Source organism: Stappia sp. 28M-7 (assembly GCF_014252955.1).
Lineage (GTDB): Bacteria > Pseudomonadota > Alphaproteobacteria > Rhizobiales > Stappiaceae > Stappia.
In genome coordinates this window covers 2,401,877-2,418,147 of record NZ_JACMIA010000001.1, presented here as the reverse complement: position 1 = coordinate 2,418,147, position 16,271 = coordinate 2,401,877, and the positions used below count along the sequence as shown (strand labels likewise).

The following is a 16,271-nucleotide window of genomic DNA, read 5'->3' as shown; positions in this document are numbered from 1 at the left end:
GCAATGGGTCTGATCATGTGGATCATCATCGGCCTGATCGCCGGCGCGGTGGCTTATCGCGTGCTCGGCAGTCGTGGCGGGTTTCTGGGAAGCCTGATGGTCGGTCTGATCGGTGCGCTCGTCGGCGGCAAGCTCGCGGAGATCCTCAGGCTCAACATCAGCGGCGGCTTCATCGATCAGTTGGTGCTGGCGACGGTGGGCGCGATCCTGCTTCTGTTCGTCTGGCGGAAGATCCGGAGTTGAACGAGTTAGCCCCAATCGAGGCCTACCCGCTGCGCACGAGCGACAAGCTGCGCTACAGCGACACGGACCGGCAGGGACACGTCAACAACGCGGTCTACTCGACGTTTCTGGAGACCGGCCGGGTGGAGCTCCTGTTCCATGTGGCCGGGGAGCTGGCAGAACCGGGCGCGGCCTTTGTGATCGCCCGGCTGGAGCTTGACTTCCTTGCCGAAGGCCTGTGGCCCGGCACGGTGGAGATCGGCACCGCGGTGGCGAACGTCGGGCGCAGTTCCATAACCCTGGAACAGGTGATCTGCCAGGACGGGCGGCATCTGGCGAAGGCGCGCAGCGTGATCGTGCAGATGAACGAGAGCACACGACGCTCCCAGCCGCTGGGGGAGGCTGCCGTTGCGCAGTTGAAGAGCTACATGAGACCTGCTGCGGCGGTATAGCAGACCGGCGCGGAACCGCTTGACCTTTCACCCCAACAGCGACACTTAGGTGCCATGGTTACACTCCTCGACACGGTTACCCAGGGCAGCTCGCAGGCCGAGCGGCCCCGCCATCCGGAAAAGGCCCACCGGCCGGACAACCCGATTCAGCGCAAGCCTGCCTGGATCCGGGTCAAGGCGCCGACGTCTCCCGTCTACCGGGAAACGCAGCAGGTGGTGCGCTCCAACAATCTCGTGACCGTCTGCGAGGAAGCGGGCTGTCCGAATATCGGCGAGTGCTGGTCGAAGAAGCATGCCAGCTTCATGATCCTCGGCGACACCTGCACCCGCGCCTGCGCCTTCTGCAACGTGCGCACGGGCATGCCCGGTCCGGTCGACCCGAAGGAACCGACCGGCGTTGCCGAGGCCGTCGCGACGATGGGCCTGCAGCATGTCGTCATCACCTCGGTGGACCGCGACGACCTTGCCGACGGTGGTGCCGGCCATTTCGCCGAAGTGATCCAGGCGATCCGCGAGCGCGCGCCCTCGACCACCATCGAGGTGCTGACGCCCGATTTCCTGCGCAAGCCCGGCGCCCTGGAAACGGTGGTTCGCGCGCGGCCCGACGTCTTCAACCACAATCTGGAGACGGTGCCGTCCAAGTATCTGACCGTGCGTCCCGGCGCGCGCTATTTCCACTCCATCCGCCTGCTTCAGCAGGTGAAGGAGATCGACCCGAGCATGTTCACCAAGTCGGGCATCATGGTCGGTCTCGGCGAGGAGCGGAACGAGGTGCTGCAGCTGATGGACGATCTGCGCACCGCAGAGGTCGACTTCCTGACAATCGGCCAGTATCTGCAGCCGAGCTCCAAGCACCACGCGGTGGCGCGCTTCGTGACGCCGGACGAGTTCACGGCATTCGAGAAGATCGCCTATGCCAAGGGTTTCCTGAAGGTTTCGGCCAGCCCGCTGACCCGTTCGTCGCATCACGCGGGCGAGGACTTCGCGGACCTGAAGCGTGCGCGCGCGGCCAAGCTGGGCCAGGCTGCTTCCGTCTGATATTCCGGCCCGGCCGCGTGCCGGGCCGTCGACACGAGAAAGACGCAGGACCGAACGTCACATGCCGTCATTCCAGACCGTCCACAAGGTGGCGCACAGCAGCGAGGACATGTTCGCTCTGGTCGCCGATGTGGAGAAGTATCCCGAATTCGTACCGCTTTGCGAGAAGCTGCAGGTGAGGGGGCGCAAGGACCTCGGCGAGGGGCGCGAGGTCCTGGTGGCCGACATGACGGTCGCCTACAAGCTGTTCCGCGAGACCTTCACCAGCCGCGTGACGCTGGAACCTGCCGCAGGCCGGATTCTTGTCGAATATCTCGATGGCCCGTTCCGGCATCTTGAAAATGTATGGACGTTCAAGCCGCTCGGCGAGGATGCCTGCGAGGTCGGTTTCGACATTACCTACGAGTTCAAGAGCCGCACGCTCAGCGCGTTGATGTCGGCAATGTTCGACCGGGCGTTCCGCAAGTTCTCGGACGCGTTCGAGGCGCGGGCCGACGTGGTCTACGGCGCTTCGGGCTGACCTCTAAGCGCCTCAGCGTGCGTGATAGGACGATGAGGCGGCGCCGGAATTTCCGACCTTGGAAAAGATCTGGCGGATGTAGATGAAGCGCATGCGGCGGTTCACCGCCTCGTCGCTCGCACGCATCACCTCCGCATTCGTGCCGGTGACGCCGATATCGGCGAGCTTGACCTGCTTGCTCGGGTCCTGGCAGATCCGGTACCAGCCCTTGCCCTGGTTCATTTCCAAACCGACGTCGCGGCCTTCTTCTGCCTCGTAGTTCATCCAGGCGACTGTTGCCGCACGGGCAAAGTAGGCCCGTCCGCAGAGCGAGATCTCGTGGAGATTGTCTCCGGCGCGGGTGAACACCTTGTGGCTGCCATAGAAAGACCCGTCGGAGTGCCGGGAGATCATGTGGATGTCGCCGGCAAGAGCGCTCGCCGGGAGTGCTGCTGCGAGTAAAATGGTCAGGCAGGTTTTACGCATGTAACATGTCCCTGTTTGCAAAGGACTTTGGGTGCATGCCCCAGAAAAAACAATTAACTGGGGAGAAACTTTGCCGAACTGGTCACTCGTTCGTTGTGCGGGCCGCTAAAACTTTAGCGATGGTCTGTGACAGGGCCGCCAGCGCGCGCTCCACGGTCGCAAGGCGCACGCCGCTTCGCCCGATGTCGCCGAACCGCAATTCCTTATGATGCGTGGAAAGGCCCTTTGCCGCCAGCGCCATATGAACGAGGCCGACCGGCTTTTCGGCCGAACCGCCGCCCGGTCCGGCAATACCGGTGACGGCGACGGTCACATCGGCGCGCGATGCGGCGAGCGCGCCTTCCGCCATCGCGATAGCGACTTCGCGGCTGACTGCGCCGACGCGGGCGATCAGATCGGCCGGAACGCCCAGCATGTCGCTTTTCGCTTCGTTCGAATAGGTCACGAACCCGCGCTCGACCGCCGAGGACGAGCCGGCAATCTCCGTCAGCGCCCCGGCGATCAGTCCGCCGGTGCAGGATTCGGCCGTGGCCAGCATCAGCCCTGCTTCGCTCGCCTCGCGGATCACCCGGGCGGCGCTGTCCTCGATGCGGGCAAGATCGGTCACGCTCTGGCTCCTTGCGCGGGCAACTCGTCGTCTTCGGCCGGCAGGCGGACCGTGGCGGTCGCCAGTGCCGCGATGCCTTCCTCGCGGCCCGTGAAGCCGAGCCGTTCGGAGGTCGTTGCCTTCACCGATACCCGGTGCAGGGGCGTGCCGCAAATCTCGGCGATGCGGGCGCGCATGGTTTCGCGGTGGGGGCCGATCTTCGGGCGCTCGCAGACGATCGTCACGTCGAGATGGGAGATGCGGCCGCCGCGCTGGCGCAGCCGATCCACCGCATAGGCAAGGAACTGATCGGAGGGCGCACCGCGCCACTGCGGATCGCTCGGCGGGAAGTGATGGCCGATGTCGCCGTCGCAGATGGTCGCCAGGACCGCGTCGGTGAGTGCGTGCAGCACCACGTCCGCGTCGGAGTGCCCCTTCAGCGCGCGGTCGTGGGGAATGGGGATGCCGCCGAGAATGACCCCGCTGCCCGCTTCGAAGGCGTGCACGTCGTAGGCGGTGGCGACACGCGTTTCCATGTCCATGCGCTGCTCCCTGGTGGCGCTTTCGCTGTCGAGGCGGCGCAGGTCCTCCGCCGTCGTGATCTTGATATTGCCGGTTTCGCCGGGCGTCAGCACGACCGTGTGGCCGGCCCATTCGGCAACGGCCGCGTCATCGGTGAAGGAGGCAAGCCCTTCGCTCGCCGCCCGTTCATGCGCGGCCAGAATGTCGCTATAGCGGAAGGCCTGCGGCGTCTGCGCGGCATAAAGTCCGCTGCGCTCCACCGTCCCGAGGATCGCGCCGCTTTCGCCATCCGCGCGCTTGAGCGTGTCGGAGACCGGGATCGCCGCAATCGCAGCGCGGTGACCGGTCACAATCGCGTCGATGGACGCAGCTATGACCTTTGCCGAGACGAAGGGGCGGGCCCCGTCGTGGACAAGAACGATGTCGGGGGCGAAGTCGTCCAGCGCACGCAATCCGTTCAGAACCGTTTGCTGGCGCGTGTCGCCGCCGGTGGCCGGCGGCCGAAGGCGCGGATCTGCAAGACCGGCGATGCAGTCGGCATAATGGGTGCCGTCGTCTTCGCCGATAAGCACCACGACGCAGGATACGCGCTCGCAGGCGAGGGCGGCCTCGATTGTGCGTCGCAGCACGGGCGTGCCGCCGATCTTGCGATACTGCTTGGGCAGGCCGCCGCCCGCGCGCAGGCCCTTGCCTGCCGCGACGATCAGCATGGCCACCCGATCGGCGGCGCCCGGCGGGAAACTGGCAGGCGAGGTCATCGTCATGTCCGGTCGTCAATGCGGATGCGGCGGTTTTGACGGTTTCGCCACGCATCCACAAGGCTTATGTCGGAGCCGTGAATTTCGCACTTGCAGCGTAAACGGCATTGTCTATTCTGTAGGCACACAGGAAAGTGCACATCATATGAGCATTCATCAGGACGGCGCAGGCTGCCGCGGCATCAGGATCGGGACTGTCGAGAGCGCCAATCGCGTGTTCCTCGCCCCCATGTCCGGCGTCACCGATGTGGCTTTCCGGCGTTTGGCGCATCGCTTCGGCGCCGGGCTCGTGGTCTCCGAAATGGTGGCGTGCGAGCAGCTGGCCGAGGGCCATCCGGAAACCCGTCTTCGCAGCGAGGGAATCGCCGGCGCGCCGCATGTGGTGCAGCTCGCCGGCCGCGAGGCCCGCTGGATGGCGGAGGGCGCGCGTCTGGCGGAGGCTGCCGGAGCCGATGTCATCGACATCAACATGGGCTGCCCGGCCAAGAAGGTGACGTCCGGTTATTCCGGGTCGGCGCTCATGCGCGATCTCGACCATGCCCTGACGCTGGTAGAGGCGACCGTCGGCGCGGTGTCCGTGCCGGTGACGCTGAAGATGCGCCTTGGCTGGGATCACGATTCTCTCAACGCGCCGGAGCTTGCCGCTAGAGCCGAGGCGGCCGGTGTTGCAATGATCACCGTCCATGGCCGTACCCGTTGCCAGTTCTACAAGGGGCAGGCGGACTGGGATGCGATCCGGGCGGTGCGCGAACGCATTGCCGTTCCGCTGGTCGCCAATGGCGATTGTTCCTCGGCGGACGATGCACGCGAGATGATGACCCGTTCCGGCGCCGATGCGGTGATGGTCGGGCGCGCGGCCTATGGCCGGCCGTGGCTGCCGGGGGCAATCGCCGCCGAGCTGGACGGCCTGCCCAGCCCTCAGGTTCCGTCCGGTGCCGAGCTCGGCGAGCTGGTGTGCGAGCATATCGAGATGATGCAAGAGCTCTACGGCCCGCAGAAGGGGCTGCGGCTCGCCCGCAAGCATATCGCCTGGTATCTGGACGCGGGCGCGCCCGATGCGCCCGGTGCCCTGCGCCAGAAGATCCTGACCTCGGAAGATGCCGGCTTTGTCGCTGCCAGCCTCATGGCCTGTTTTTCGGGCATGCCGGAGACCGGAACCAGCCTGGAGGCCGCCGCATGAGAGGCGCACGCGAAGCCGCTGCCAGTCCCATCCCCGGCACCAACGGCCAGATCCTCGATGCCTTGCCGCATCCGCTGATCCTGGTCGACCCGCAAGGGCGCATCGTCGAGGCCAACATGGCGGCGGAAAGCTTCTTCCGCGCCAGCGCGCAGGTGCTGCGCCGGCATCCGGTGTCCCATTTCGTACCCTTCGGAAGTCCGCTCCTGATGCTGATCTCGCAGGTCAGGGAGCGCGGTGCGCCAGTCAACGAATACAAGGTGGACATCAGCTCGCCCCGCATCGGCGCGGAGAAGATCGTCGACATCATCGCCGCGCCGGTAACCGACCGGCCGGGGGCCGTTGTCCTGATGCTGCAGGAACGGGGCATGGCGGAAAAGATCGACCGCCAGCTGACGTCCCGCGGGGCGGCGCGCACGGTCTCGGGTCTTGCCACGATGCTGGCGCACGAGATCAAGAACCCGCTGTCCGGCATTCGCGGCGCGGCGCAGCTGCTGGAGGCCTCGGCCGCCGAGGACGACCGTCCGCTCACGCGGCTGATCATGGATGAGACCGACCGGATCGTGAAGCTGGTCGACCGGATGGAGGTGTTCTCCGACGAGCGGCCCGTGGAGCGCGAGCCGGTCAACATCCATGTGGTGCTCGACCATGTGCAGCGCCTCGCCAATTCCGGCTTTGCGCGCAACATCCCGATCAATGTCGAATACGACCCGTCGCTGCCGCTGGTCCTGGCCAATCGCGACCAGCTGGTGCAGGTGTTCCTCAATCTGGTGAAGAACGCCAGCGAGGCGGTGGCGGGCGAACCGGCGGGCGAGATCACGCTGACCACGGCCTATCGCCCCGGCATCCGTTTGTCGGTGCCGGGCTCGCGGGAGCGGGTGAGCCTGCCGCTCGAATTCTGCGTGCGAGACAATGGTCCGGGCGTTCCCGAGGACCTGCTGCCGCATCTCTTCGACCCCTTCGTGACGACCAAGGCCAACGGCTCCGGCCTGGGGCTTGCCCTGGTCGCCAAGATCATCGGCGACCATGGCGGCGTCATCGAATGTGACAGCCAGCCCGGCCGAACCGTTTTCCGAATCCTGATGCCCGCCTACGCGACGCAGGACGAAATCTGACATCTGGGACACCGACCATGCCGACCGGGACCATCCTCGTTGCCGATGACGACGCCGCAATCCGCACGGTGCTGAACCAGGCGCTGTCACGCGCTGGCTACACCGTCCGGCTCACCTCCAACGCGACCACGCTCTGGCGCTGGGTCAGCTCCGGCGACGGCGACCTCGTCGTCACCGACGTGATGATGCCGGACGAGAACGCATTCGACGTCCTGCCGCGCATCAAGAAGCTGCGGCCGGACCTGCCGGTCATCGTCATGAGCGCGCAGAACACGTTCATGACGGCGATCCGAGCCTCGGAGAAGGGGGCTTACGAGTATCTGCCCAAGCCCTTCGACCTGAAGGAGCTGACCAGCATCGTCGGCCGCGCTCTTTCGGAGCCGCGCCGGATCAAGATGGACGAGCCGGAGGAGGCAGGCGAGAACATCCCGCTGGTCGGGCGCTCGCCGGCCATGCAGGAAATCTACCGGGTGCTCGCCCGTCTGATGCAGACCGACCTGTCGGTGATGATCAACGGCGAGTCGGGAACCGGTAAGGAGCTCGTCGCCCGCGCCCTGCACGACTACGGCAAGCGCCGCAACGGCCCCTTCGTTGCCATCAACATGGCGGCAATCCCGCGCGACCTGATCGAGGCCGAGCTGTTCGGCCACGAAAAGGGCGCCTTCACCGGTGCGCAGCAGCGCTCTGCCGGCCGCTTCGAGCAGGCCGACGGCGGCACGCTGTTCCTCGACGAAATCGGCGACATGCCGATGGAGGCGCAGACGCGGCTCCTGCGCGTCCTGCAACAGGGCGAATACACCACCGTCGGCGGGCGCGTGCCGATCCGCACGGACGTGCGCATCGTCGCGGCCACCAACAAGGACCTGCGTCAGCTGATCAATCAGGGCCTCTTCCGCGAGGACCTTTATTACCGGCTGAACGTGGTGCCGATCCGGCTCCCGCCGCTGCGCGAACGCATCGAGGACATTCCGGATCTGGTGCGGCACTTCTTCACGCTGGCCGAGAAGGAGGGGCTTCCGGCCAAGCAGATCGAGACGGCCGCCATCGACCGGCTGCGCCGCTATCGCTGGCCAGGCAACGTGCGCGAGCTGGAAAACCTCGTCCGGCGGCTTTCGGCGCTTTATCCGCAGGATGTGATCTCCGCGGCGTTGATCGATCAGGAACTCAGCCAGCCTGCGCCCAGCGTCGAGGAAGAGGAGAACGCCCAGATCGATCTCTCCGGATCGGTCGAGCGCTATCTCAACACCTACTTCCAGGCCTTTGGCGAGGCGCTGCCGCCTCCCGGGCTCTATCACCGCATCCTGCGCGAGGTTGAGTATCCGTTGATCGGTGCGGCGCTTGCCGCAACGCGAGGCAACCAGATCAAGGCGGCGGAGCTGCTCGGCGTGAACCGCAACACGTTGCGCAAGAAAATCCGCGATCTCGACGTCCAGGTGATCCGGTCCAACCGCTGACGCTGGCTTCACGCGGCGGCATCTCTGTCGTAATTTGGCAACATTGTGTGGTAAGGGTGCCGCATTCCCAGCAACGGACCCGCCTGGGCCGATTCTAGCGACGGTTGCCGACTGTGCTTGCCGAGAGAACCAGCGGAGCAGATTCCCCATCCGACAGCGGTCGGAGCGGATTGCGCGTGCGCCGCATCGGCCTCGTGCTGGTCATCGTCTCGCTGATCTCCATCACGCTGACCTTTTTCGTGCTGATGGGCGTGACGCCGATCGCGCCGGACGGTCCCGTCGCGCAGGTCGCGATGGTGATCAACGGCGTGCTGGTGGCCATCCTGCTGCTGCTGATCGGGCTCGAGTTCGCAGCGCTTCTGCAGGCTCGGCGACGAGGGCGCGCGGCCGCCCGCCTGCACGGGCGCATCGTCACGCTGTTCAGCGTCGTGGCGGCGGTGCCGGCCGTTCTTGTCGCCATTCTCGCGACCATCACCCTCGACCGCGGCCTCGACCGCTGGTTCGAGGACCGCACGCGGCTGATCATCGACAATGCGCTCACCGTGGCGCAGGCCTACCTGCAGGAACACGCCCGCGTGCTGCGGGGCGACCTTATCGCGATGGCCAGCGATATCGACCGGGCCAAGGCGGTCTACGACTTCGAGCCGACCCGCTTCGACAGTTTCTTCCAGACGCAGACCACCTTGCGCGCGCTCGGCGGCGCCTATCTGATGAAGCCGGACGGCACGGTGATTACCCGCGCCGTCGTCAATCCGGACGTGGAGGTGATCCTGCCGCCGGTGGAGGCGTTCGGGCAGGCGGCGGCGGGCGAGCCGGTGCTGATCGCGCCGGGCGTATCCAACCTCGTCGGCGGCGTGATGAAGCTCTCCGCCTATGAGGACATGTACCTCTATGTCACCCGTGCGATGGACAAGCGCGTGGTCGACTACATGCGTCTGGCCGAGGACGGGGCCAGCCAGTACGGCCGCATGGAGCAGAGCCGGTTCGGCGTGCAGGTGGCCTTCGCGCTCGTCTATACCGGCGTCACCCTGGTGCTGTTGCTGTCCTCGATCTGGATCGGCTTCGGCTTTGCCAACATGCTGGTGGCGCCGATCCGCCGGCTCATCGGCGCTGCCGACCAGGTTTCCAAGGGCAATCTCTATGTCCAGGTGGAGACCGACAAGTCGGCTGGGGACCTTGCCAATCTGGGTGCCACCTTCAACAACATGACGGCGCAGCTGCGCGGTCAGCGCGATGCGTTGCTGGCGGCCAACGACCAGATCGACCGTCGCCGCCGCTTTACCGAGGCCGTGCTTTCGGGCGTCACCGCCGGCGTCATCGGCATCGACGATACCGGGCGCATCACGCTGGTGAACCGATCGGCGCTGTCTCTGCTCGATGTCAGCGAAAGCGCGCTGCTGGACGAACCTTTGGGGCGCGTGGTTCCGGAGCTTGCCTCGGTGGTGGAGGATGTGCTGGCGCGCGCCGACGACCGGATGACCGAGACGCAGGTCTCGCTGCACCGGCATGGACGCGAGCGCAGCGTGAACGTGCGCGTGACCAGCGAGCAGTCGACCCGCAGCGAGCACGGTTTCGTGGTCACGCTGGACGACATCACCGATCTCGTCACCGCCCAGCGCACCTCGGCCTGGGCCGACGTTGCGCGCCGTATCGCGCATGAGATCAAGAACCCGTTGACGCCGATCCAGCTGTCGGCGGAGCGTATCCGCCGGCGCTACGGCAAGACGATCGTCGACGACGACCGCACCGTGTTCGACCAGTGCATCGACACGATCATCCGCCAGGTTGGCGACATCGGGCGGATGGTCGACGAGTTCTCGTCCTTCGCGCGCATGCCGAAGCCGACGATGAGCACCAGCGACCTGCGTACCACGGTGCGCGAGGCAGCCTTCCTGCAGAGCGTCGCCAATCCGGACATCTCGATCCGCACCGACCTGCCGGAGGTGGCCGTCAAGGCGCGGTTCGACCAGAGGCTGGTCGGGCAGGCGCTGACCAACGTCATCAAGAACGCGACGGAATCCGTACTGGCGGTGCCGGCCGGCAGCGGCAGCAAGGGGCGGATCGACGTCACCGTGCACCAGGACGGCGAGACCATCGCCATCGAGGTGGTGGACAATGGCATCGGCCTGCCGGTGGAGAACCGCCAGCGGTTGCTGGAGCCGTACATGACGACGCGGGACAAGGGCACCGGCCTTGGTCTCGCAATCGTCAAGAAGATCATGGAAGAGCACGGCGGCGGCATCGAGCTTCTCGATGCGCCGGTGCGAGACGAGAGCATTGGAGGCGGACGAGGGGCCATGGTCCGCCTTACGATGGTACGAAACACGGCGGATCTTCCGCCAGACGCAGGCGAGGCGTCCGTGACCCCGGAGACGGTTGCTACAGATGGCGTATGATATCCTGATCGTTGACGACGAGGCCGACATTCGCGACCTCATCGCCGGCATCCTCGACGACGAGGGCTACAAGACGCGCACGGCCGGCGACAGCGATAGCGCGCTCGCCGCAATCCAGGAGCGTCGACCGTCCATGGTCGTGCTGGACATCTGGCTCCAGGGCAGTCGTCTGGACGGGCTGGAGCTGCTGGATGCCATCAAGGCGCAGGACCCCGACCTGCCGGTGGTGATCATTTCCGGTCACGGCAATGTCGAGACGGCGGTGTCGGCCATCAAGCGCGGCGCCTACGACTATATCGAGAAGCCGTTCAAGGCCGACCGGCTGGTGCTGATCACCGAGCGCGCGCTGGAGGCCACTTCGCTCAAGCGCGAGATCAAGCAGCTGCGCCAGCGCAGCGGCGATGCGCCGGAGCTGCTGGGCGCCAGCAGCGCGATGAACAACCTGCGCCACATGATCGAGCGTGTCGCCCCGACCAACAGCCGGGTGCTGATCATCGGTCCCTCGGGCGCCGGCAAGGAGCTGACCGCCCGCACGATCCACGCCATGTCGCAGCGCGCGCGCAATCCCTTCGTGGTGATCAACGCGGCGACGATCACGCCCGAACGCATGGAAGAGGAGCTCTTCGGCATCGAGGATTCCGACGGGCGGATCCGCAAGGTCGGCGCGATGGAAGAGGCCCATGGCGGCACGCTCTACATCGATGAAGTCGCCGACATGCCCTACGAGACCCAGGGCAAGATCCTGCGCGTGCTTGTCGACCAGACCTTCACCCGCGTCGGCGGTGTCGGCAAGGTCAGCGTCGATATCCGGATCCTGTCCTCGAGCGCGCGCAACCTGGAGGGCGAGATCTCCGAGGCGCGCTTCCGCGAGGACCTGTTCCACCGGCTGGGCGTGGTGCCGCTGCAGGTGCCGCCGTTGGCCGAGCGGCGCGACGACATTCCCGACCTGGTCCATTTCTTCATGGAGCAGATTTCGGCTGCATCCGGCCTGCCGATCCGCAAGATCGGCGAGGATGCGATGGCGGTGCTGCAGGCCCATGACTGGCCGGGCAACGTGCGCCAGCTGCGCAACAACGTCGAACGGCTGATGATCCTGACCCGCGGCGATTCGGAGGCCGTGATCACCGCCGACCTGCTTCCGGGCGAGATCGGTGCCGACGTGCCGAGCCTGCCGACCAATGGCGGCGGCGAGCACTTGATGGCGCTGCCGCTTCGGGATGCGCGCGAGATGTTCGAGCGGGATTACCTGCAGGCCCAGATTAAGCGGTTCGGAGGCAACGTGTCGCGTACGGCGGAGTTCGTCGGCATGGAACGTTCCGCCCTGCACCGGAAGCTGAAGTCGCTTGGTCTTTCATAGCCGTTGCGACGTGGTAGGTTCCGGATTGACCGGACACCTTGAAGGGACTTCGATCCGATGAGAGTGGTGATTTGCGGCGCCGGCCAGGTGGGCTACGGCATTGCCGAGAAGCTTGCGGCCGAACAGAACGATGTCTCTGTCATCGATTCCTCGCCGCGGCTGATCAACGCGATCCGCGACACGCTCGACGTGCGCGGGTTCGTCGGCCATGGCGCGCATCCGGATGTGCTGGCGCAGGCCGGCGCGGACCAGGCCGACATGCTGATCGCCGTCACCCTCTACGACGAGGTCAACATGGTCGCCTGCCAGGTGGCCCATTCCCTGTTCAAGGTGCCGACCAAGGTGGCGCGCGTGCGGGCCCAGAGCTATCTGAAGCCGCATTGGAGCGACCTCTTCTCCCGGGACAACATGCCCATCGACGTCATCATCTCGCCGGAGATCGAGGTGGGCGAGATGGTGCTGCGCCGCCTTGCGCTGCCCGGGGCGGTGGAGACCGTGCGCTTTGCCGACGACCAGGTGGTTGTGGTCGGCCTGATCTGCCGGGAGGATTGCCCGGTGGTGAACACGCCGCTGCGCCAGCTCACCGAGCTGTTTCCCGATCTCGGCGCTGTGGTCACCGGCGTGTTTCGCGGCAACCATCTCTTCGTTCCCAAGAGTTCCGACACGCTGTTCGTCGGCGATCTGGTCTATGTGGTCGCGCGGCGCGACCAGGTGCGGCGGACGCTGGCGATCTTCGGTCACGAGGAGCCGGAGGCGACCCGCGTCGTCATCGCCGGCGGCGGCAATATCGGCCATTATGTCGCGCGCACGCTGGAACAGCGCCAGTCGGCGGCCAAGGTCAAGATCATCGAGCATTCGCGCGAGCGCGCGCTCAGCATCGCCGACACCTTGAAGCGCGCCGTGATCCTGCATGGCAGCGCGCTGGACCAGACCATCCTCAAGGAAGCCGACATTCAGGACGCGGACACCTTGATCGCGCTGACCAACGAGGACGAGGTCAACATCCTGTCCTGCGTGATGGCCAAGAAGCTCGGCTGCAAGCGCAACCTGTCGCTGCTCAACAATCCGAGCTATCCGACCTTCGCCCATGCGCTCGGCATTGACGCCTTCGTCAATCCAAGGCAAGTGACGATCTCCAAGATCCTGCAGCATGTGCGGCGCGGCCGTATCCGCGGTGTCCATGCTCTGCAGAACGGCGCGGCCGAGGTCATCGAGGCCGAAGCACTGGAAACCTCGCCGCTCGTCGGCAAGCCCTTGCGGGAGGTCGATCTGCCCGACGGCATTCGCGTCGGCGCGGTCTTCCGCGACGGGACCGTGATTACGCCGGACGGCTCCACCGTGATCCGCGCCCATGACCGCTGTGTGCTGTTTGCCATTGCGGAGCGGGTGCGGCAGGTGGAGCAGATGTTCCGCGTCAGCCTGGAATTCTTCTGATACGCGGCCGGGCTGCCGCGTTCCGCAATCGACTGGAGGAAGCATGAGCCGCATCGCATATGTGAACGGGCGCTATGTCCGGCACGCGGAGGCCGCCATTCATATCGAGGACCGGGGCTACCAGTTCGCCGATGGCGTTTACGAGGTTTGCGAGATCTGGCACGGCCATCTCGTCGACGAGCGGCGCCATCTCGACCGCCTGGAGCGTTCGCTCGGCGAACTGTCGATCCGCATGCCGATGGGCCGTGCCGCCCTGTCGCAGGTTCTGCACGAGGTCGTTCGCCGCAACAAGGTGCGCGACGGGCTCGTCTACATGCAGGTGACCCGCGGCGTGTCGCGTCGCGACCACGTCTTTCCGCCCGCATACGTCGAGCCGGCGCTCGTGGTGACGGCCCGTTCCTCCCAGCCGGCAGCCGCTGCCGCCCTGGCCGAAAAGGGCGTTTCGGTGATCTCCGTGCCGGAGAACCGCTGGGAGCGTGTCGACATCAAGACCGTCGGCCTTCTGCCCAATGTGCTGGCCAAGCAGAAGGCGAAGGAAGCGGGCGCCAAGGAAGCCTGGTTCGTCGACCGCGACGGGATGGTGACCGAGGGCGGTTCGACCAATGCCTGGATCGTCACCAAGGACAATTGCCTGGTAACCCGGCCGGCGGTGAGCGGCATCCTGAAGGGCATTACCCGTCAGGTCGTCCTCGACATGATCGAGCGCAACGGCCTCACTTTCGAGGAGCGTGCCTTCAGCCTGGAAGAGGCGAAGCAGGCCAAGGAAGCCTTCATGACCGCCGCGACGACGGTGGTGATGCCGGTGGTGCAGATCGACGGCCAGTCCATCGGCAACGGCCATCCCGGAGAGTTGACGCGGGAACTGCGACGCATGTTCCATGAGACCGCCGAAGTCAGTGCGGTGTGACTTGAGGCAGGCTGTGGCATATAAACGGGCAGAAATGGCAACGAGGATGCGCTAAACTGGCGTCGTGCGTCCGAGGGTCTTCCTCCGGGCTCTTGACGCCGGGTCTGCCGGGCGCAATGCTGCGGGCAGCAGAACTGCATGGTGACAGATTTTGTTTCCGGCTGGGCGCACCAATAAACGACAATGCGAATGCAGGAAAAAATAAAACATGGCTGACCGCGCTCAAAACCTTCAAGATACTTTCCTCAACCATGTACGCAAGCAGAAGACCCCGCTGACGATCTTTTTGATCAATGGCGTGAAGTTGCAAGGCGTCGTGACCTGGTTCGACAACTTCTGCGTTCTTCTGCGCCGTGACGGACACTCGCAGCTTGTCTACAAGCACGCGATCTCCACCGTGATGCCGAATGCTCCGGTGCAGCTGTTCGAGCCGGACGAGACCGGCGAAAAGACGGCGGGCTGATTGAAGAACCAACCCCGCTCGAATCGGAAGGACAAACCCGCGCAGGAACCGGACAATCCGTTCGAGGGCCCGCGCGGGGCCGCTGGCGCACGAGCCGCCGTCATCGTTCCGGTGCTGACCGGCCGGCAGCGCGGCGAAAGTGCCGCCCAGCTTCGCCGCTCGCCGGAGGCGCGGCTTGAAGAGGCGATCGGCCTTGCCGCCGCCATCGACCTCGAGATCGTCTCCAGCGGCATCGCCACGGTCGCAACGCCCAAGCCCGGAACGCTGTTCGGCAGCGGCAAGGTCGAGGAACTCGCCGCCATCGTGAAGGCGGAGGAGATCGAGCTCGTCGTCGTCGATCATCCGCTGACGCCGATCCAGCAGCGCAATCTGGAAAAGGCGCTGCATTGCAAGGTGCTCGACCGTACCGGCCTCATCCTGGAAATCTTCGGCGACCGCGCCAGTACGGCGGAAGGCACGCTGCAGGTGGAGCTTGCCCACCTGAAGTGGCAGAAAAGCCGGCTCGTGCGCTCGTGGACCCACCTTGAGCGCCAGCGCGGCGGTCTCGGCTTCGTCGGCGGTCCCGGCGAAACCCAGATCGAGGCCGACCGGCGCCTCATCCAGGAGCGGATCAACCGGCTGGAAAAGGATCTCGAGCAGGTCACGCGCACCCGCGAGCTGCACCGCGCCAAGCGCAAGAAGGTGCCGCAGCCCGTCGTGGCGCTGGTCGGCTATACCAATGCCGGCAAGTCGACGCTGTTCAACCGGCTGACCCAGGCCGAGGTCTTCGCCAAGGATCTCCTGTTCGCAACGCTCGACCCGACGCTTCGGCGGGTGACGCTGCCGCACGGGCGCGACGTCATCCTGTCGGATACGGTGGGGTTCATCTCCGACCTGCCGACGCACCTCATCGCCGCGTTCCGCGCGACGCTGGAGGAGGTGACGGAGGCCGATCTCATCCTGCATGTGCGCGACATCTCGCACGAGGATACCGAAGCACAGGCAGCGGACGTGGCCGCAACGCTTGATGCGCTGGGTCTCGAACAGGCGCAGAGCAGTCGCCTGATCGAGGTCTGGAACAAGGTCGACAAGCTCTCCGACGAGCATCGCCAGACGTTGCTTGCCGCCAATCGCATCGACGAGGGACCCGTTGCCGTTTCAGCCGTCACCGGCGAGGGCGTTGCGGATCTTCTGGCGCGGGTGGAATTGCGGCTGGCCGAGGACAGTCTCGTCTACGAGCTGTGGTTGGCGCCGGAGGACGGCGAGGGGCTTGCCTGGCTCTATCGCAACACGGACGTGCTGCGGCGGACGGACGGCGAGGAGGGCATCTCCCTTCGCGTGCGTGTCGGCGAGCGGCGCAAGGGCGAGTTCACCACCCGCTATCGCGGTGTGTTCACCGAGATAGACGAGGGCTCGGCGGACTGAG

At 65.7% G+C, this 16,271-nt stretch carries 16 protein-coding genes; 13 read left to right on the top strand and 3 right to left on the bottom strand.

What is annotated here, in order from left to right; genetic code table 11:
* The first annotated feature begins 3 nt into the window (after window positions 1-3).
* From H7H34_RS10625 to H7H34_RS10610, 4 genes are all read left to right on the top strand, one after another.
* On the top strand, window positions 4-243 hold the full coding sequence (locus tag H7H34_RS10625) for a GlsB/YeaQ/YmgE family stress response membrane protein (RefSeq protein ID WP_185925177.1): 240 nt from the start codon (window positions 4-6) through the stop codon (window positions 241-243).
* A complete protein-coding gene (locus tag H7H34_RS10620; RefSeq protein ID WP_185925176.1) occupies window positions 240-674 on the top strand; it encodes an acyl-CoA thioesterase in 435 nt (144 codons plus the stop codon). The genes H7H34_RS10625 and H7H34_RS10620 overlap by 4 nt, the downstream gene beginning before the upstream one ends.
* A gap of 54 nt (window positions 675-728) precedes the next feature.
* The gene (gene lipA, locus H7H34_RS10615) at window positions 729-1,712 is read left to right on the top strand and encodes a lipoyl synthase (RefSeq protein ID WP_185925175.1); all 984 of its coding nucleotides are present in this window, start codon (window positions 729-731) and stop codon (window positions 1,710-1,712) included.
* A gap of 61 nt (window positions 1,713-1,773) precedes the next feature.
* The gene (locus H7H34_RS10610; protein ID WP_120267925.1) at window positions 1,774-2,232 is read left to right on the top strand and encodes a type II toxin-antitoxin system RatA family toxin; all 459 of its coding nucleotides are present in this window, start codon (window positions 1,774-1,776) and stop codon (window positions 2,230-2,232) included.
* A gap of 12 nt (window positions 2,233-2,244) precedes the next feature.
* Here the strand turns inward: H7H34_RS10610 and H7H34_RS10605 are convergent, their stop codons facing one another.
* The 3 genes from H7H34_RS10605 to H7H34_RS10595 form a co-directional block, all read right to left on the bottom strand.
* Window positions 2,245-2,697 carry a hypothetical protein gene (locus tag H7H34_RS10605; protein WP_147421826.1) on the bottom strand — a complete coding sequence of 151 codons (453 nt, stop codon included), beginning with the start codon at window positions 2,695-2,697 and terminating at the stop codon, window positions 2,245-2,247.
* 82 nt (window positions 2,698-2,779) lie between these two features.
* The gene (locus tag H7H34_RS10600) at window positions 2,780-3,304 is read right to left on the bottom strand and encodes a CinA family protein (RefSeq protein WP_199681019.1); all 525 of its coding nucleotides are present in this window, start codon (window positions 3,302-3,304) and stop codon (window positions 2,780-2,782) included.
* Window positions 3,301-4,563, bottom strand: coding sequence for a bifunctional 2-C-methyl-D-erythritol 4-phosphate cytidylyltransferase/2-C-methyl-D-erythritol 2,4-cyclodiphosphate synthase (locus H7H34_RS10595; protein WP_245165045.1), 1,263 nt, complete (start codon window positions 4,561-4,563; stop codon window positions 3,301-3,303). The genes H7H34_RS10600 and H7H34_RS10595 overlap by 4 nt, the downstream gene beginning before the upstream one ends.
* A 145-nt stretch (window positions 4,564-4,708) precedes the next feature.
* Here H7H34_RS10595 and dusB point away from each other — a divergent pair, with 145 nt between their 5' ends.
* The 9 genes from dusB to hflX all read left to right on the top strand — a co-directional run bounded on the left by dusB (window position 4,709) and on the right by hflX (window position 16,270).
* A complete protein-coding gene (dusB, locus tag H7H34_RS10590; RefSeq protein WP_185925174.1) occupies window positions 4,709-5,743 on the top strand; it encodes a tRNA dihydrouridine synthase DusB in 1,035 nt (344 codons plus the stop codon).
* Window positions 5,740-6,855: a two-component system sensor histidine kinase NtrB gene (locus H7H34_RS10585; RefSeq protein ID WP_185925173.1), complete on the top strand. Its 1,116-nt coding sequence runs from the start codon at window positions 5,740-5,742 to the stop codon at window positions 6,853-6,855. The genes dusB and H7H34_RS10585 overlap by 4 nt, the downstream gene beginning before the upstream one ends.
* A gap of 17 nt (window positions 6,856-6,872) precedes the next feature.
* A complete protein-coding gene (gene ntrC / locus H7H34_RS10580) occupies window positions 6,873-8,309 on the top strand; it encodes a nitrogen regulation protein NR(I) (protein WP_185925172.1) in 1,437 nt (478 codons plus the stop codon).
* Window positions 8,310-8,479: 170 nt separating this feature from the next.
* Complete coding sequence (locus tag H7H34_RS10575; protein ID WP_245165043.1) at window positions 8,480-10,705, top strand: sensor histidine kinase NtrY-like; 2,226 nt, start codon at window positions 8,480-8,482, stop codon at window positions 10,703-10,705.
* Complete coding sequence (gene ntrX, locus H7H34_RS10570; RefSeq protein WP_120267930.1) at window positions 10,695-12,062, top strand: nitrogen assimilation response regulator NtrX; 1,368 nt, start codon at window positions 10,695-10,697, stop codon at window positions 12,060-12,062. The genes H7H34_RS10575 and ntrX overlap by 11 nt, the downstream gene beginning before the upstream one ends.
* 57 nt (window positions 12,063-12,119) lie before the next feature.
* The gene (gene trkA, locus H7H34_RS10565) at window positions 12,120-13,496 is read left to right on the top strand and encodes a Trk system potassium transporter TrkA (RefSeq protein ID WP_120267931.1); all 1,377 of its coding nucleotides are present in this window, start codon (window positions 12,120-12,122) and stop codon (window positions 13,494-13,496) included.
* A 43-nt stretch (window positions 13,497-13,539) separates the two neighbouring features.
* Entirely contained in the window at window positions 13,540-14,403 is an 864-nt protein-coding gene (gene dat / locus H7H34_RS10560) for a D-amino-acid transaminase (RefSeq protein ID WP_120267932.1), read from the top strand.
* A gap of 208 nt (window positions 14,404-14,611) precedes the next feature.
* Window positions 14,612-14,866 (top strand): RNA chaperone Hfq, encoded by a 255-nt coding sequence (gene hfq, locus H7H34_RS10555; RefSeq protein WP_067215116.1) that lies wholly within the window; start codon window positions 14,612-14,614, stop codon window positions 14,864-14,866.
* A complete protein-coding gene (gene hflX, locus H7H34_RS10550) occupies window positions 14,867-16,270 on the top strand; it encodes a GTPase HflX (RefSeq protein WP_185925171.1) in 1,404 nt (467 codons plus the stop codon).
* Window position 16,271: the final 1 nt, after the last annotated feature.

Bases quoted from the DNA above. Each gene is read 5' to 3' on its own strand.
- H7H34_RS10625 (WP_185925177.1), top strand. From the start codon at position 4: ATGGGTCTGATCATGTGGATCATCATCGGCCTGATCGCCGGCGCGGTG.
- lipA (WP_185925175.1), top strand. From the start codon at position 729: ATGGTTACACTCCTCGACACGGTTACCCAGGGCAGCTCGCAGGCCGAG.
- H7H34_RS10610 (WP_120267925.1), top strand. From the start codon at position 1,774: ATGCCGTCATTCCAGACCGTCCACAAGGTGGCGCACAGCAGCGAGGAC.
- H7H34_RS10605 (WP_147421826.1), bottom strand. From the start codon at position 2,697: ATGCGTAAAACCTGCCTGACCATTTTACTCGCAGCAGCACTCCCGGCG.
- H7H34_RS10595 (WP_245165045.1), bottom strand. From the start codon at position 4,563: ATGACCTCGCCTGCCAGTTTCCCGCCGGGCGCCGCCGATCGGGTGGCC.
- dusB (WP_185925174.1), top strand. From the start codon at position 4,709: ATGAGCATTCATCAGGACGGCGCAGGCTGCCGCGGCATCAGGATCGGG.
- H7H34_RS10585 (WP_185925173.1), top strand. From the start codon at position 5,740: ATGAGAGGCGCACGCGAAGCCGCTGCCAGTCCCATCCCCGGCACCAAC.
- ntrC (WP_185925172.1), top strand. From the start codon at position 6,873: ATGCCGACCGGGACCATCCTCGTTGCCGATGACGACGCCGCAATCCGC.
- ntrX (WP_120267930.1), top strand. From the start codon at position 10,695: ATGGCGTATGATATCCTGATCGTTGACGACGAGGCCGACATTCGCGAC.
- trkA (WP_120267931.1), top strand. From the start codon at position 12,120: ATGAGAGTGGTGATTTGCGGCGCCGGCCAGGTGGGCTACGGCATTGCC.
- dat (WP_120267932.1), top strand. From the start codon at position 13,540: ATGAGCCGCATCGCATATGTGAACGGGCGCTATGTCCGGCACGCGGAG.
- hfq (WP_067215116.1), top strand. From the start codon at position 14,612: ATGGCTGACCGCGCTCAAAACCTTCAAGATACTTTCCTCAACCATGTA.